The sequence below is a fragment of the Bifidobacterium asteroides genome (assembly GCF_019469425.1).
Lineage (GTDB): Bacteria > Actinomycetota > Actinomycetes > Actinomycetales > Bifidobacteriaceae > Bombiscardovia > Bombiscardovia asteroides_I.
In genome coordinates this window covers 819,818-836,547 of the sequence record NZ_CP048272.1, presented here as the reverse complement: position 1 = coordinate 836,547, position 16,730 = coordinate 819,818, and the positions used below count along the sequence as shown (strand labels likewise).

General features: G+C 58.8%; 9 protein-coding genes and 1 pseudogene. 1 reads left to right on the top strand and 9 read right to left on the bottom strand.

Annotated features, from left to right (window positions below; translation table 11 throughout):
* Nucleotides 1–44: 44 nt before the first annotated feature.
* A pseudogene (locus GYM67_RS03160) lies at nt 45–1,165 on the bottom strand (substrate-binding domain-containing protein).
* Nucleotides 1,166–1,376: 211 nt separating this feature from the next.
* Here GYM67_RS03160 and GYM67_RS03155 point away from each other — a divergent pair.
* On the top strand, nt 1,377–2,918 hold the full coding sequence (locus tag GYM67_RS03155) for a xylulokinase (protein WP_220237088.1): 1,542 nt from the start codon (nt 1,377–1,379) through the stop codon (nt 2,916–2,918).
* A gap of 19 nt (nt 2,919–2,937) precedes the next feature.
* Here GYM67_RS03155 and GYM67_RS03150 read toward each other — a convergent pair whose 3' ends face one another.
* The 8 genes from GYM67_RS03150 to GYM67_RS03115 form a co-directional block, all read right to left on the bottom strand.
* Nucleotides 2,938–6,231: a glycoside hydrolase family 2 TIM barrel-domain containing protein gene (locus GYM67_RS03150; RefSeq protein ID WP_396019997.1), complete on the bottom strand. Its 3,294-nt coding sequence runs from the start codon at nt 6,229–6,231 to the stop codon at nt 2,938–2,940.
* A 55-nt stretch (nt 6,232–6,286) separates the two neighbouring features.
* On the bottom strand, nt 6,287–7,363 hold the full coding sequence (locus tag GYM67_RS03145) for a LacI family DNA-binding transcriptional regulator (RefSeq protein WP_220237380.1): 1,077 nt from the start codon (nt 7,361–7,363) through the stop codon (nt 6,287–6,289).
* 303 nt (nt 7,364–7,666) lie between these two features.
* Nucleotides 7,667–8,959 carry a glycoside hydrolase 5 family protein gene (locus tag GYM67_RS03140; protein WP_220237087.1) on the bottom strand — a complete coding sequence of 431 codons (1,293 nt, stop codon included), beginning with the start codon at nt 8,957–8,959 and terminating at the stop codon, nt 7,667–7,669.
* 7 nt (nt 8,960–8,966) lie between these two features.
* Nucleotides 8,967–9,806, bottom strand: a complete 840-nt coding sequence (locus GYM67_RS03135; RefSeq protein WP_220237086.1) for a carbohydrate ABC transporter permease — start codon at nt 9,804–9,806, stop codon at nt 8,967–8,969.
* Nucleotides 9,803–10,774: a carbohydrate ABC transporter permease gene (locus GYM67_RS03130; protein WP_220237085.1), complete on the bottom strand. Its 972-nt coding sequence runs from the start codon at nt 10,772–10,774 to the stop codon at nt 9,803–9,805. The genes GYM67_RS03135 and GYM67_RS03130 overlap by 4 nt, the downstream gene beginning before the upstream one ends.
* 2 nt (nt 10,775–10,776) lie before the next feature.
* Complete coding sequence (locus GYM67_RS03125) at nt 10,777–12,078, bottom strand: ABC transporter substrate-binding protein (RefSeq protein ID WP_220237084.1); 1,302 nt, start codon at nt 12,076–12,078, stop codon at nt 10,777–10,779.
* A 100-nt stretch (nt 12,079–12,178) separates the two neighbouring features.
* Complete coding sequence (locus GYM67_RS03120; protein WP_220237083.1) at nt 12,179–15,328, bottom strand: alpha-mannosidase; 3,150 nt, start codon at nt 15,326–15,328, stop codon at nt 12,179–12,181.
* A gap of 371 nt (nt 15,329–15,699) precedes the next feature.
* Nucleotides 15,700–16,662, bottom strand: a complete 963-nt coding sequence (locus GYM67_RS03115; protein WP_220237082.1) for an EndoS/ChiA family endoglycosidase — start codon at nt 16,660–16,662, stop codon at nt 15,700–15,702.
* Nucleotides 16,663–16,730 lie beyond the last annotated feature (68 nt).

Sequence of the window (16,730 nt, the reverse complement as noted above, 5' to 3'; positions counted from 1 at the left end):
CATCCGCACTCATTGAACTTTGGCGAATGCCCTATAACGTTTCGTCACAGTCCTGCGTCGGCAGCAGAGATGTACCCACTGTCAACCAGTTCCTTCTTGACGTTGTCCTTGTCAACAGAGACCGGCTTCAGCAGAACCGAAGGCACATCCTTATTGTTGTTGTTGAATGTGTCGTTGGTCTTGGGCTTCTGCCCCTTGACCAGTTTCTCGATCAGAGCAGCAGTGGAATCAGCCAGCTTACGGGTGTCCTTATAGACTGTCATTGTCTGTTTTCCGGCAACGATATTGGCCACATTGGCCTTTTCGGCATCCTGGCCGGTAATGATCGGATAGTAGTTCCAGCCGGCTGCGTCTACAGCGTTTACAGTGCCCATGGCAATTGCATCATTGGGGGCGAGAACGGCATCAAGATGTCTTCCGCTGTTGTAATAGGAATTGATACGGTTTTCCATCTCGCTCTGCGCGTTTTGGCGATCCCAATTCTGTATGCCGATGCTCTGCCAATCCTCCATATTCTTGGGAACTCGACCAGACGGGGACACCAATGACCTGTTTTTAAAATAGGGCTCGAGGACCGACCAGGATCCCTGGAAGTAGTATTTGGCGTTGTTGTCGGTAGGCGAGCCCGTCATCAGCTCGATATTGAACGGCCCTTTTTTGCCGCTGTCCAGACCGAGCTTCTTAACAATGTACTGTCCTTGGAGTTTGCCCACCTCAGTGATGTTGAAGGTTGAGTAGTAGTCACAAGCATCGGTGTTCATGATCAGTCGATCGTAGGCAATCACCGTAGCGCCGTTTGATTTGGCTGCCTCCGCGGCCGGCCCTACCGCCGTGCCATCAATGGAAGCGATGACAACGAAATCAGCTCCCTGATTGGCCATATTCTGAATCTGGGAAGCCTGCAGATCCGTCTTATTGTCAGCAAATTGCAGGAGGACCTTGTAGCCCTTGCTCTCAAGCCGTTTTTTGAGGTTATCGCCGTCGAGACGCCAGCGTTCCAGCTGTTGTTCCGGCATCGAGATCCCGACAGTCACATCCGAGGGGTTTTTGGCTTTTATGCCCCCCCCCCCCCCGCAGTCGCGCCTCTGGAGCCTCCGCAGGCGCCTGCGGACGCGAGCATGACAATCCCGGCCAGCGCACAAACCGCTCGTTTCCAATTGTTCATTGTGGTTCCTTTCTTCGTTGAAGGGGTGCCTCCGACTTGTCCCCCTCGGCAAGCCGAATCTCTTCCGGCACACATATTAGCACAAAGTTTATTGATTTGACTATTTGAAGCATTCAAAGAGGCGCTAGCCGCTGATCATCCTGAACTTAGCTTTTCATGAAGACGCATTAGTATGATGAATTAATGATATTGATCAGGCAAGGAGGCTGACATGAATGAGATCCTGGTGGCGGGAGTGGACACATCGACCCAGTCCTGCAAGGTGAGGGTCACCGAGGCTCAGACTGGTCGGCTAGTCCGCTTTGGCAAGGCTCCCCATCCGGCAGGCACATGCGTTGATCCCATGGCCTGGTGGAAGGCCTTTCAGGAGGCTGCGAGGCAGGCGGGAGGTCTGGACGATGTCTCGGCCATCAGCGTGGGCGGCCAGCAGCACGGCATGGTGCTGCTGGACCGCCAGGGGCAGGTAATCAGGGATGCCCTGCTCTGGAACGATACGCGTTCGGCTCCTGATGCCGACGATCTCATCATCCGGCTAGCCAAATCCAAGACCGGCGAGGCTGAAAGCGCTCGTGCGGAAAACAATGGGCCAAACAAGAACCCGGATTCAGACCAGGACCTGGTCATGCGGGGCAAACAAGCCTGGGTGCGGGCTGTGGGTTCCTCCCCCGTAGCCTCGTTGACCATCACCAAAGTAGCCTGGATCAGCCGGGTGGAGCCGGATAATGCAAAGGCTATCTCGGCTATCTGCCTCCCCCACGACTGGCTGAGCTGGGTCATCGCCGGCCACGGCCCTGCTGCCGACCCCGAGACTGAACCCGGGCTGGAGGACCTCTTCACTGATCGCTCTGATGCTTCCGGCACCGGCTACTATGACCCCGCTGCCGACCGCTACCGGCGTGACCTGCTGGCCATGGCCCTACCCGACGGCATGGCCGAGCATGTGATCCTACCTAAGGTTCTTGGCCCCCACCAGGTCGGAGCCAAGGCCGACCCCCGCATCGCCGGCAGGGATGTGCCCGGAGGCTGCATCATCGCGCCAGGCGGCGGAGACAACGCCATGACTGCGCTGGGACTGGCCATGCAGGTGGGCGACGTATCCATCTCCCTGGGAACCTCGGGGGTCGCTGCTGCGGTCAGCCCGGTCCCCGCCTACGACATGAGCGCCTCGGTAACCGGATTCGCTGATGCCACCGGCCACTGGCTGTCCCTGGCCTGCACCATCAACGCATCACGCATCCTGGATGCAGGCTCAGCCGCCTTGGGAACTGATTATGACGGTCTGGCGGAGCTGGCGGAGAAGTCCTCGCCGGGAGCCGAGGGCATCACCCTGATCCCCTACTTCGACGGCGAACGCACCCCGAACCGCCCTGATGCCCACGCCAGGCTGGAGGGACTGACCCTGGCCAACACAACCCGCACCAACCTGGCCAGAGCATTCGTGGAGGGCCTGCTCTGCTCCCAGCGTGACTGCCTGGAGCTGTTGAAACGGCTGGGCACCACGGTCGCCAGGATCCTTTTGGTCGGCGGCGGTGCCAAGTCCCCAGCGGTCAGAGCCTATGCCCCGAGAATCCTAGGCATGGATGTGCAGCTGCCCCGGCCGGACGAGTACGTGGCCATCGGTGCGGCCCGCCAGGCAGCCTGGACTCTGACAGGAGAAGAGGAACCTCCATCCTGGTCTGTGGACATCGAGACCACACTGACGGGCGCACCCTGCGAGCAGGTTTACCAGCAGTACCTGCATTGGCGGGGATGAAAGGCCCCGCCAGCCTGGGTCACTTGGAACGGACCCGCAGATGCAGTCCGAAGACCAGATCGGTTTCATCCAGGCGGTAGGCGGGATCCAGCTCGGGTCCGCAGCTGTTGGAACCTATGCCGCTTGTGGCATAGTCCAGGCAGAGCACGGTCGAGCCGCATTCCTCCAACTCATGGTCGTGCCCCTTGACAGTCAGCTCCTCCTGCGTGTAAGGAGAGCAGTTGAAGCTGATGGGCCCATCCCCCGCCGTCTGCAGCAGGGAGCGGTCATCCTCCACCAGGACGTAGTCGCAGCCATAATGGGAGCCGTTCTCCTGAGGACGCAGGTAGTGCTCGACCATGCCTGACGCGGTGTTATGGAAAACGCCATAGTGGCTGGCACGGTGCATGTCCCGGTAGCTCTCGTAGGGCCCATAGCCGCAGTAGGTGACCCGCTGCAGACTCTTGGGCAGGAAGAGTCGAAGGCCGAACCTGGGCAGATAGGGGAACTCGGGATCCCGATGCAGCTCCATCTTAAGATCCAGCCCACCCTGGTCGCTCAGGGTCCAGGTGGCGAGAATGCTGCCCATGGGCTGAATGAAGGGCGCCACCAGGGACAGCTCGGCTCTGATCGTGGTCAATCCCCTGCCCTGGTCGGTCTGCAGCTGGCAGGATAGGGCTCGGGTACTAGCCCGGTCGTATTCGGCCTTGCGCCATTCCTCCTTGATGGTGGCATCGTTGTCGGTGGGCGCCCGCCAGAGGTTGACCTCCATAGGGGCGGTCAACAGGGAACGGTTGTCGATGCTCATGGATTCCACCATGCCGGTACGGCGGTTGAAGACGTAGCGCCAGTCGGCTCCCTCCACATTGAAACGGGCATCAGTCCGCCTGACCACCGGCCGATGGGCGCCCCGGGATCCGCTGCCGGGGTCGGCACTGATGAGCCTGGCCACGCCGTTAGGGCGTTCAGGCAACCCCATGTCCGCAGCTTCAAGCTGATCAAAGCCCAGCGGATGCCCTTGGGGAAGCACTGGATCGGCCTTGGCCAGGGTGTACTCCACAAGCAGGGTAAGACGGCCCTTCTCAGGGGGATCCATGGCGGGCAGACCCACGGTGCCCTCGGCATGGGGGGCGATATGCAGGCCGGTCCCCCGATCCAGTTCGGGCATCCCGGAAGCCACCGGCTCTCCATCACACAGGAGGATCCACTTCAGGCTCAGGTATTCGTCCAGGTAAGTGAAGTCCAAATAATTATGCAGGGTGAGCAGACGGGTCTGGGGATCGTAGCCGACCAGACGGGCCGGTCGGAAGACGTTCTTGAATTCCCTAAGGCCGGTGTGGGGCCGCCGGTCGGGGTAGACCAGGCCGTCCATGCAGAAGTTGGCATCATGGGGGTACTCGCCGTGGTCTCCCCCGTAGGCATAGATCCGACGGCCCCTGCGGTCCCTGCCCTGGTCGATGGCGTGGTCGGCCCACTCCCAGATGCAACCGCCCAGAAGTCCCGGATGAGCCTGGAAGACTCGGAAGTAGTCCTCCAGATCCCCTGGGCCCAGCCCCATGGCATGACAGTATTCGCAGAGGAAGTAAGGCCGACGGCCCCCGTCACCGTCATCCCCGTGGCTGCTGATGCCGTGAGGACCCTCCGGCGTGAAGTAATCCTCGATTTGCTTGATGCTGGGATACATCCGCGAGGTGATGTCCAGATTGCTGTAGTCCAAGTCCTTACGGGGCGAGCCGTGGATGGCCGACTCGTAGTGGGTCAGACGGGAGGGATCCCGAGATTTGGTCCAGGCCAGAGCCGCCTCGATGCCGCAGCCGTATCCGCTTTCGTTGCCCATGGACCAAATCAGGATGGAGGGGTGGTTCTTGTCCCGCTCCAGACTGCGCTGGACCCGGTCGACAATGGCCTTGGTGAAACGCGGCTCGTCGGCTATACGACCATTCCAGTAATCTGGCTCCTTCCAGCCCGGACCGTGGTAGAGGGCCTCGATGCCATGGGCCTCCAGGTCGGCCTCGGCGATCAGATAGAAGCCCAGCTGGTCGTAGAGAGCGTAATACTGGGGACTGTTGGGGTAATGGGAGGTGCGGATGGCGTTGACGTTGTGCGCCTTCATCAGGGTCAGGTCACGCATGATCTGCTGCTGGTCGATGGCGAAGCCGGTACGCGGATCCCCGTCATGCCGGTTGACCCCGTGGATCTTGACAGGCCTGCCGTTGACCTTGACCACCTGGCCGTCCACGCTGATGGTTCGCAGGCCGATGTACTCGGTGATGACCTCGTCGGGATGCTCCCCAGTAGAACTGGATCTGGTCGACAAGGTAAGCCGGTAAAGTTCAGGGTCCTCGGCATTCCAGAAGCGAGGATGGCTAACTTCCAGGACAAATTGCGCAGGCTCCTTGCAACCTGTCAGCTCGGCCCTGGCCACCTCCACCCCATCGGGGTCGGTCAGCAGAGCCTGGACGTCAAGGGCGGCATCGTCCCGGTCCCTTACGCCAGTCGGATCAAGATCCAGGGTCACACTGGCATGACCCATCCCCTCGTCCAGGTCGGTGTGGACGAACCAGTCGCGCAGACGTGCCTTGGGCCGACGCAGGATGTAGACATCGCGGAAGATGCCGCTCATGCGGAACTTGTCCTGGTCCTCCAGATAGCTGCCATCGCACCACTTGAGCACCAGAACGGCCAGCTGGTTGCGGCCCTGCCGCAGGTGGTCGGTCACATCGAACTCGCTGGTGGCGTGCGAGACCTGGCTGTAGCCGATCAGATCCCCATTGACCCAGAGGTAGAAGCAGGAATCCACCCCTTCGAAATTGAGCAGGGCCCGGGGCGCTGTGGGATCGGGCTCGTAGTCGAAGGCGCGCAAGTAGATGCCGCAGGGATTGTCGGCAGGCACCCTGGGCGGATCGAAAGGGAAGGGATAACGCAGGTTGGTGTATTGGGGGTTGTCATAGCCCTGGGTCTGCCAGACTCCTGGCACATGGATGGGCTTGTACACCCCTCGGCCTGCATCCCTGGAAGGGCTGTAGTCGGCTTCGAAGAAGACCGGATCCTTGGCCTCGGTGGCGGACTGCACCTCGGCGTCCAACTGGTCGAGGCTGGCATAATAGCGAAAATCCCAGTCCCCATCCAGGTCCAGGTAGCGGTCGGAGCGCCTGCGCAGGTCACCACGCGTGTCCATGGGGGCGCCGGCTGGCATGCAATAGGCACGATTCGGCTCGGTCCCCACATGCAGCGTGGCTGGATCCTCGTAATAGCGTGGTATGAACATGACGATTCCATCCTCCTTGGTGGCCTTGGCAGCAGACGTTCCACAGGTATGACTGTTTACGCTCACATGCGACCATGATACCGGTGCCATGGCACGCAATTCCCGGCGGTTGTCGCGGGTTTCATCGCATCCGACGCGCCGTGCTCTCGCGAATGACCAGCTTGGGGGTCAGAATTCGGCGGTTGCCCCCCACCTGCTCCCCCCGGAAGATCTTCAGAAGCAGGTTGGCCACCTTGGTGCCATAGAGCCCGGCATCACGATGGACCGACGTGATGGAGGGATAAGTGCTCTGACAGATAAAGCTGTCCTCGAAGCTGACCATGGCTGGCAGACTTGTATAAGCCGAATTAGAAGTCGCAATATTATTGTCAGACCCTGGCGCTGTAGCGGACATCATCCTGTTTTCCAGCATTACGCGCAGACTGGCAGCAGCCATGATCTCGTTCTCATAGATAAAAGCCGTATACGGACTGTCCCCTGACGAGAGACGAAGAGTGAGGGCGGCTGCCCTATCAGGCGTGAAGTCCGTGAACTCCACCTTCGGCTCCCCCAGGTTCTTCCGACGGACAAACTCCCGGAAAGAAGAGACACGGGCCCGGCTGTAGTCGAGGTTTGCATCCCCCGACAAGTAAGCGATCCGGATATGCCCGCGCGAACTCAGATGGTCCATGATCGTCGTCATGGTCCTGGAATCGTCGATGGACAGCGAAGGCAGGTAGTTGTCCGAGTCCGGCCCCCCGGCCAATACAGCCGGCAAATCCAGATTATGCAGGAGCCGGGGCCTGGGATCATCAGAGAGAAGGTCCACCAGCACCACCCCATCGACCCGCTTGCGTCTGGCCCAGTCCCTGTAGGTGTCCAGCTCCTCATCCAGCGTGGCGCAGGGGCGGAAGAGCAGGCCGTAGCCCGACCGGCTCAGGGAGGCATGGATACCGGCCATGAAATGCAACATGAAGCCTTCGGTCTGGAAGGCATCCATGGACCTGGCCGGAGCGAAGCCCACTGTCATGGTCTTGGAACTGCCCAGGGCCTGGGCGGCATATGCGGGTTTCCAACCCATTCTGGCAGCCGCTTCGCGAACTCTGCGCTTGGTCTGGATGGAGACTCCGGGCTTGTCGTTGATGGCGAATGAGACCGCGGTCTGGGATATCCCTAGTTCGTTGGCTATGTCCTTGAGGTTGACCCTGGCATCGTCCATCTCCCTATGAACGGGCGAGCCCGTTCTGGCTTCTGTTTCTCCGCCATCGGACTCGCCGTCCATGCGCCACCTCATATCAACCATCCTCGTCGACACCCGTGATCCGGCTCGGCCGACTCAGCAAACCAGACTGCCTGCACACGCTTCAGGCGCACACGAATATCGGCCTCCAACCCTAACTTAGACCCTCATCAGCACAAAACATGGCCGACAACCTCGTCTGAGGCCGAAGAGCTTGTTATCGCTCACATTTTAGCCTCGGACAAAAGCTGGAGCCGAATCCAGAAGCCGGGTATGCAGCAGTCAGGACTTTTTCCGCAGGAGGGAGGAGTCGGATACGGCGCTGTAGGAGCTTCCGCCGACAGATTTGACGGCGATGCACTCACTGATGCCCCTGTCATCCAGCCAGCTGCTATCAGCCGCATGCAGGGAGGTGACCAGCGTCGGCCTTGCTCCTTGACGGCTGAGTTCCATCCACTTGTCGAAGATGGACCCGCCAGGCGCGCAGGCAGATCTGAGCAAGGGATCATCGTGCTCGTCCACATCTACGACCAGAGCCGTGGACCTGGGCCGAGAATCCTCCTTGCCGGAGTAGTCCTTCACCGCCTGGGCGAAGGCCTGGCCTATGGGCTTGAGGTGCTTCTCTTGATCGAACAGACCCAGATGATGCTCAAAGGGAGGAAAATCGCCGAATTGCTGATCGACGTCATGCGAGCACCACCAAGTGATGCCGAACATGTCGCTGCAATCGAGAGCATGCTCCACTGAAGACCTGCAAAAGTCAGCGGCCTGCTCTGCACCCATTACATTGAGCGGGGCACCTATCTCCTGCAGCCAAACTTGCCGATGGGGCTGATTGGCAAAGGCCTTCGACAGTTCCACCAGGTACTCGGCATGACGCGTGCTCTCCTCGGCCAGGGGACCGCGCTCCTGGGCGGCTCCGTTGAAAACCCAGGAATGAATACAGGTCATGTCTCCGATGTTGGACGCATATCGAGGGAGGAAGGCGTGACCATCCTGATACCAGGTCGCATCGTTTTCGGAATGCAGGAGCACGCGGCCTTCCTGGGCTGCTCTCTCCTTCAGTGGGGTCAGCAGCTGCAGCAGCCAGTCCTCAGCCTCCTTGAAAGTAGAGGGCATTCGGCGCGGATGGACACGGTCGGTGAACTGGTTGCATTCGTTTCCGAGGGTCAGACCGCGGAAATGCGGCAGGTCCGCCAGAGCCTCATATACCGAAGTGACCAGCTGGGCCTGCGCCTGAACTGCGTCCGCATCCGTGAACATATTGGTTTCATGCCATGAGACCAGCCAGGAGGGCACGAAGTCAAAACTGGACATGTGCCCTTGGATCACATCCGAGTAGACATCCAGTCCTCGCTCATTCGCCATGGCGGCCATATGCCTCAGGTCGTCCAAAGCGACATCGTTGATCCAGGTTCTGTTGGGCTGGAGGATCGTCCACAGCGGGAAGATGCGGATATGGTCCAGCCCAATGGAAGCAATGTCATCGAGGTCTTTGGCGACGGTATCCCAATCCGGATGCAACCAGAAATAGAACCAGTTGTGGGAAGGGGTGTAATTGACTCCAAATTTCATAATGATGCTATTCCTTGATGCCACCCTGTTCCAGACCACGGAAGAAGTAGCGTTGGAAGCAGGCGAAGAAGACCAGGATCGGTATCAGGGAGACCAGGGCCCCCGCTGCTATCAATCTCGGATCCGAAACGAACATGCCCTTAAGCCGGTTCATGCCCAGTGTGAGCGTGTAGTTGGACTCGTCGGAGATGACGATCAGGGGCCAGAGGAAATCATTCCAAGCGCCCACGAAGGCGAAAATGCCGACGACGGTCATGGTGCCTTTGACTTGAGGCACGCAGATCCGGTAGAACCGCTGCCAAAGATTGGCGCCATCCACCTCGGCCGCCTCCTCAAGCTCATCCGGGATGCCCTTGAAGGCATTGGTCATAAGCAGAATGTTGACGGCGCCCACCATGCCTGGCAGGGCGACAGCCAACAGGGTGTTCTGCAGACCGACGCTTCTGACGATGAGGAACTGGGAGATGACCACACCCTCGACGGGGATGACCATGGTGCCCATGAAAATCGTGAAGAGCAGGTTGCGCCCGCGCCACTTGAGCCGGCCCAGCGCATATCCGGCCATGGTCGAGAAGATGACGTTGCCACCGATAGAAAGGATGGCGACGATTACCGTGTTCAGCATGTACCGGAAGACCGGGACCTGTCTGAAGACGGATATGTAATTATCCCAGGTGGGCGTCTTCGGAATGATATAGGGCGGAACCGCATAGACATTGTCGCCCTTGCCCTTGAAGGAGAGCGAGAGCTCCCAGACGAAAGGCCCCACCAGCAGGATGAAGACCAGTATGAGCACCAGGTACTGAATAACCTTGCCAACAGTGACTTTGGAGTGGCCGTTTTTCATGAGTCCTCCCCCCGCTTCTGGATAATCTGCTGCAAAATCAGCATGGCTCCGACCACAACCAGCACAATCAGTGACAGAGCGCTGGCATAGCCCGTTCTGGCCTGAATGCCCGTGCCCTCTTTCTGGATGAGCATGGACATGGTGATGTCCTCGCCGCCGGGACCAGCCGTGCCGTTGGTGAGCACGTAAATCTCGTTGAACACGCGGAAGGCCGCGATAGTGGACAGCATCATGATCAGCACGATGGTGGATCTCACTCCTGGGATGGTGACATAGAGAAATTGCCTCACCGGTCCTGCCCCATCCAGCGAGGCGGCCTCGTAGAGAGAGGCGTCGATGTTGGCCAGGGCGGTCAGGTAGATGACCATGTAGTATCCCAGGCCCAGCCAGATGGTAACGAACATGGATGTGAACAGTATCAGCCAGCGATCACTGAGGAATGGGATCGGGCTGCGAATGATGTGCAAGGACTCCAGAACCGAGTTGACCAGCCCCTTGGGATCCAGCAGGTTGGTCCAGATCATTCCCACCACCACAGCCGACATGACCACGGGAGTGTAGAAGGAGGTCCTGAAGAACCCCATGATCCTGGAGTTCCCCTTGACCAGGTTGGCCAGTATCAGGGGAAGGATCACCATAAAGGGGACCACGCACACCACATAAAGGGTGGAGTTGAGCAGCGCGATCCAGAAATAGTCGTCATGCACGATCTTTACAAAGTTCTGGATGCCTACGAACTTGCCCGGTCGCAGCAGGGTGGAATCAGTGAAGGCCAGTCGGCAGGTATTCAGCGCAGCGACGATGACGAAGATGAAGACGATGGCGAAGGCCGGGAAGACAAACAAGTAAGGGGCCAAGGCCGTGGTCCAGTGAGTCCCCTTACCGTCTTTGACCCCGGCCTGGGGTCCGCCGCGACGGCCGAGGGCAGAAGCCTTCGGCCGGATGGCGGAAGAGTCAGCGCGGCTCATAGTTACTGCAGCTTCTCGTTGGCGTACTTAACGGCCTTGTCCAAGGACTCTTTCGCGGTCTGCTTGCCCTGCAGGGCCAGAGCGGCCTGCTGTTGCAGGTAGTCGTGGCCATTGGCATCGGTGAACTCGGCAGGACGGCTTGAATACCCGTTCTTCACGGAGTTCAGAGTGATCTTCAGGGCCTTGCCTTGAACATCGCTGGTATCGATGTTGGCATAGTAAGGATCGTCAAGACCGCCCTTGCTCGAGGGGAAGGTGTTGGACTTCTTGGCGAATGCCAGCTGGTTCTTGGCATTGGTCACATACTGTACGAAGTCCAGAGCGAGCGTTTTGTTCTTGGTCTGGGCATTGACGGCCAGCATCTCATAGGCCAGGCTGGCGGACTTGCCCTGATCGCTGATCTTGGTGCCCACAGCCAGATGCTTGTACAGGTCAGGAGAGTTCTGCTTGAAGTCCGCCGCCGAGTAGGCGCTGCCGCCCATGGCCACGATGGAACCCTTCTGGAAGAACTCGCCCTGCTGAGACCACTGTGCGCTCAGAGCCTCCGGCGGGATTCCCTTCTTGTTGTACAGGTCGACGAAGCGCTGCAGATGCTTGACGGCCTCGGGGGAATTGAAGATGTACTTGGTGTGGTCCTTGTTCATGATGGGGATGCCGGCCGATGCATAGTCATCGACGGAGCCGCCCAGCATGGTGGACATGTAGGCCCCGCAGCCGCTATTGACCATGGTGTCCGCCTGGGAGAAGTAGTCGTCCCAGGTCACGGGCAGCTTGCTGGGGTCCAGTCCGCACTTCTGCATGAGATCAGTGTTGTAATAGGTCGGTCCATCGTTGACATACCAGGGGAAGCCGTAGGCTCCCTCCTCGATGTCCTTGCCCTTGAAGGTCACTGCATTCCAGGCATTCTTGTAATAGTTGTTTTCAGCCTTGGGAGCTTCCTTGCTGATGTTCATCAGGGCCCCGGCCTTGGCCAGGCCATACATCAGTGAGGGACCCGCATCGATGATGTCGGGCAGGGAGTTGGCTGCTGCATCAGCGGACAGCTTCTGCTCATAATTGTCCGAGGGCTGATCGATCCATTTGATGGTGGTGCCGGGATGCGACTTCTCGTAGGCAGAAATCAGGTTTTTGAAGTACGGAGTGTACTTGTCGTTTTTCAGGTTCCATGTCTGGAAGGAAATCTCGCCTGACGGCTTGCCGTCTTTCGACCCGCCTGAACTGCTGTTGCTTCCTCCGCACGCCGCCAAAGAACCCGCCATGGCAGTCGCGCAGATCAATACTGCTACCTTCTTCAGTGCTCTCATCGGAGCTTCCTTTCTTTTTATTACTCACTTCTTTGTGGAGCTTCCGACCGGTCCAAATCAACGAACGAACCAGCCGGACAGACACCCTTGGTCAGGCGATTCAGCGCCTGGAGAGTCTCAAGGTGGTGAACTGGAAGGGAACCAGATCCAGCAAGGCCCCATCAGCTTGCGCACCCTGTTCGGAGCACAGGCCTGGCCGCACGCCCTCGGGCACGGGTCCGTCCTCCAAGGAGTTGGTTTCCTTCACGGTCGCGCCCTGCAGGACAGACCCCGTGTGCAGCCTGGCCTTGGAGGGGGAAGAATCCGGATTGTAGACCCTGACGATCACATCGCCGCTGTCGTCATCAGCCGTCTTGACCCAGTCGATGACGGTAGTGCCCTGAATATCCTCAACGCCAGCCAGTGGTTCAACGCCAGGCAGTCCATGATGGAAGACCGGAGCGTTGAGGGCATAGGCTGCTTGCAGGATGTCAGCCTGAGTGTCCCCAGGGACGATGGACCAGGCAAAGCTGTGCTTGCCCCTGTCGGTATGCGGATCGGGAAAGACCGGAGCGGACAGGAGGGTCAGTCTGACCAGGGTACCCGCCTCCTTGCCGGCCTTCCCGTCATAGTGGATCGGTGTGGTGTCGCCGCCGTATGTCGAGGCGTTGACCACACCGACGGCAAGGTCGTCATCGCTTATCCTGACGAATCGGTGCGTGCAGCTCTCGAACTGGGCCTCTTCAGCAGCGTTGTTCTTCTGAATGGGCCTGTCGATGAAGCCATACTGGCACTCGAATTGCGCATACCTGGCCTGAACTGCGACGGGAATGTCCACCTTGAGCAGCTGCTCATCCTGGCGCCAGTCCACGTCAGCAGTGAAGTTCAGCTGCCTGCCGCCCGGGGTCAGCCCGATCGTGGTCACGATTGTGGTCTCGCCATGCCGACGCGATACCCGAACACCGGAATCCAAGGCCTCCATGGTGACTGGGTCATCGACTGGAGAAGCAGTCAGCAGGGCATCGCGCTCCAGATCCCAGGCATCCCACATGTAGGGCTCGTCCTTGAAGAGCTCGTATCCGCCCACCGAGGAGCCTTGCGGAACCAGGTCCCTGCCGGAGGTCCTGTCAAGAATGGAATGGACTTCGCCGTCTGAAGCGACAACGGCACGGATAAGACCATTGTCGATAACGAATTCATTGCCCTCTTGATTGACCTGGACAGGTCTGATACTCTCGGAACCCTCCTGAGCATGGACTGGCCCGACTGCCTCCCAAGCCGCCTGACCATTGCCATCCATGGGTACCAGCTTGGCATCGGACACCATAGGAGCCTGCGGCTGCGCGGAGGCTATGACGCAGGCTGCCTCATCACCGATCTGTTCCAGACGGGCGATGTCCCTGCGGTAGTCTTCCCTGGCCAGCCTGTGTACCCAAGAGATGGCGGAACCCGGAAGAATGTCATGGAACTGGTTGAGCAGAAGCGTGCGCCAGATTTCGTCCAGCTCCTGACGGGGGTAGGTGTATGAGTCATCGACCAAGCCGGCGTAGGCGCACAGGTATTCGACCGTGCGCAGCATGGCCTCCTCCTGCCGGCAGCCCCGCTTCATATCCTGCTGGGAGGTCAGGGTCTTGCGGTGCAGCTCCAGGTAGAGCTCGCCCTTCCAGACAGGCATCTCGGAACCAGCCTCCTTGCGGATCTCCTCCTCTGACTGGCGGAAGAAGTCTGCAGGAGCCTGATACCGCACCTTGGCCGACCCCTCAACGTCATGCAGACGGTCATAACGCCCCAGCATCTCCCTGGTAGTGCCGCCGCCGCCATCGCCATAGCCGAACAGGACCAGGGCCCTGGTCGAGATGTCCTTGTCCTGGTAATTCTCTTCGGAGTGATTGAGCTCCCGGGCCGTCATGCTGGAGGCATAGGTATCCATGGGAGGGAAATGCGTGAAGATGGCCGTGCCATCAATGCCCTGCCAGTCAAAGGTGTGGTGTGGGAATTTGGTCGTATCATTCCAGGAAATCTTCTGCGAAAGGAAGGAAGTCATTCCTGCACGGCGGGCAATCTGCGGGAACTGGCCCGTATAGCCGAAGCTATCCGGCTCCCAGACCACAGTCGTGTCTACCCCCAGATGCTCGCGGTAGTACCGCTTGCCATAGGTGAACTGGCGGGTCAACGACTCCCCTGAAGGCAGCATGCCGTCAGACTCCACCCACATCCCTCCAACAGGGATGAACCTGCCTTCTTGGATGCGTTGCTTGACGCGAGCGAAGAGATCGGGATGATCCTCCTCCAGCCATGCATACTGCTGGGGCGAGCTCATGGCATAGATGAATTGAGGATCGCGCTCCATTAGTGCAAGCATGTTCGAAACAGTCCGCGCAACCTTGCGCCTGGTCTCCCGCTTGGGCCAGAGCCAGGCGGAGTCAATATGAGAATGACCCACTGCCGCATGATCCAAGGCGCTGGAGGTCGCCGGCACTGCCAGCACACCGGCCAGGGCCTGTCGAGCCGGCCCGAGTGTGGCCAGGTCACGTTCATCGTAGATATTCAGCGAACGCTGCAGGGCCTTGCCCAGACGCCAGTACCGCGGCTGGCTCTGGTCACACTCGCGAATCAGCTGGGCTGCGACCTCAAGATCCATGTAGTAGTTCCATGCCTCATGGTCAAAATGACAGACATCCATCTGCTTGAGGACATTGGGCTCATCGGCACGACCTGTGGTTCCCTCGCCCAGCTGCGTCTCCACGAATGCTGGGGTGCCAAGCAGAAGCGGATTGCAGGCCGCTTCCAGATAAATGGTAAAGGTTCCATCCGGGTTGATGACCGAAGCCTCGTCACGTGTCGGATTCCCGTCCAGATCAGTGCCGTCGAGCGGAATCCAGCGGTTGCGGGGGTTGACGGCCTTGATAATCGACCCATCACTCCTATAGGCCAGGGCTTCAAAGTGGCCGCCGGGCGCATCCGGATGCCAGCCCAGATCGACCACCAGCTCGATCGGGGCCCTGGCCGCCCAGTCGGCATCGACATGACCGGTCACCTCCATCCATGTGGTCCCCCAGGTCGTGCCCCAGGTATCCCCCAGGGAGAGAGTCCGAAAGTCTACACTCTCGCTTTGCACTTTCTCAAAGAACTCCGATGACGTTATCGGTTCCCCGGAAATGACGAAAGAGCGAACTTGAACCTGGCCCATAGGCCGCTCAATCTTCGGTAGCACGCGTTGACGCATGACACGATCGCACTTGTCAAGCACGCGTTCTATCTTCAGCTGCATCCTCACAACCTCCTCGCAGGTCCGCTTCGCATCTCTACTAAAGCGGTTTAGTTCAATTGTACCCTATCCAGTGCCCAAAGATCTGGCCCCCAATAAATAGCGTGTTTCTGTTCACCAGTTCGAAAAGTCGGCACAAGCCCGCATTCCATTAGGATGAATTCCTGACGAAGGGCGGTATCACAACGTTTTGGGACCAGCACACGCTTTGAGCAAACCCACTGGCCCATGAAGACTTGCAACCTCCGAGGACACTTTCAGCCTTATTTCGCGGCTTCTGGAAATGGGCTCTTGTTCACTGTTCGCGAATTGGCAGCAATAAAAGAGGGTCCAGGTGCCGGAAGGCAGAAGGACCCTCGATCTTCAGATGACCGTCACTGCTTGTTCATGGCCGCTGAAAGGGCCTTGGTCCATTCGAAGGTCGTAGGTTGAAGCTTGTCGTCGCCTCGACGCACTCCATCTCTATCGACGGCATACTCAAAAACGCCGCCTTTTTGTGTGCCATCGGCCCCGTCATCAGGCTCCCAAAGAGCGTACTGCATGGCCCTGCTGGTTGACATCGGCTCTTCGGTGTCATACCACCATCCGCCCCGCTCTTCATAGAAGGAGAAACCCGGAATGTACTGCCTGCTCTTGATCGTGCCCTTGTAGGTCTCCCAGTCCCGCTGGAGGGCTCCGACCGAACGCCCGTAGGCATCGGCGAATACGTAAGAGACCACGTCGGACACTCCCCTATAGAGGCTGTTGGTCCCAGGCTTGTTGGTGTTATAAGCAAAGATGGAACTCGGCTCAGGTGACTTGGGCCCGTAGTAGCTCGACATGGCCCTGAGAACCCCCTTGGCCCGTTGAACGTCGGTGGGGGTCATGCTCGCCTCTGCGTTGACAACAAAGCCGTCAAGTCCAGGGAAGCAAAGATAGGACCTCTTGAGCTCGCTGGCGCGTTTGGCGTACCCCTCTGCATTGCTTTCCATGGGCGAAAGAGACTGATGGTCATGAGGGTCGTTGAAATCATCCTTATAGAAGAGGCTGATATCCAGACTCCTGATCACTTTTGTGCCCTGCTTGTGCAGTGACTCAATCTGCCCAGGAAGAGTGTCCCAGAAGGCCTGAGTGGTCTCCGGGTTGGGAAAGGCGATAGCTATGTCCACCTGTTTGGGCAGATCCGACATCGAGTTGAAGTTGACAGTCGGATCCGAATGCGTATCTCTCCAGGCCCTGAAATAGGCAACAGTCATCTCATGGGTCTTCCCTTGAGCATCAGATTCGGCCCAGGCAGCAGTGGCTCCTATTGCGGAGGTTCCTGCCAAGGCCAGAATGGCCATTGATGCCGTTATCATTCTCCGGATTTTCATGGTTGATCTCTTTTCAAACTTGTTTTTCTTTAACTGAAGCAAATAAAATGTCG

Excerpts from the sequence above, each read along its gene's own strand:
- GYM67_RS03155 (WP_220237088.1), top strand. The coding sequence starts at position 1,377 with ATGAATGAGATCCTGGTGGCGGGAGTGGACACATCGACCCAGTCCTGC.
- GYM67_RS03145 (WP_220237380.1), bottom strand. The coding sequence starts at position 7,363 with ATGGACGATGCCAGGGTCAACCTCAAGGACATAGCCAACGAACTAGGG.
- GYM67_RS03140 (WP_220237087.1), bottom strand. The coding sequence starts at position 8,959 with ATGAAATTTGGAGTCAATTACACCCCTTCCCACAACTGGTTCTATTTC.
- GYM67_RS03135 (WP_220237086.1), bottom strand. The coding sequence starts at position 9,806 with ATGAAAAACGGCCACTCCAAAGTCACTGTTGGCAAGGTTATTCAGTAC.
- GYM67_RS03130 (WP_220237085.1), bottom strand. The coding sequence starts at position 10,774 with ATGAGCCGCGCTGACTCTTCCGCCATCCGGCCGAAGGCTTCTGCCCTC.
- GYM67_RS03125 (WP_220237084.1), bottom strand. The coding sequence starts at position 12,078 with ATGAGAGCACTGAAGAAGGTAGCAGTATTGATCTGCGCGACTGCCATG.
- GYM67_RS03120 (WP_220237083.1), bottom strand. The coding sequence starts at position 15,328 with ATGCAGCTGAAGATAGAACGCGTGCTTGACAAGTGCGATCGTGTCATG.
- GYM67_RS03115 (WP_220237082.1), bottom strand. The coding sequence starts at position 16,662 with ATGATAACGGCATCAATGGCCATTCTGGCCTTGGCAGGAACCTCCGCA.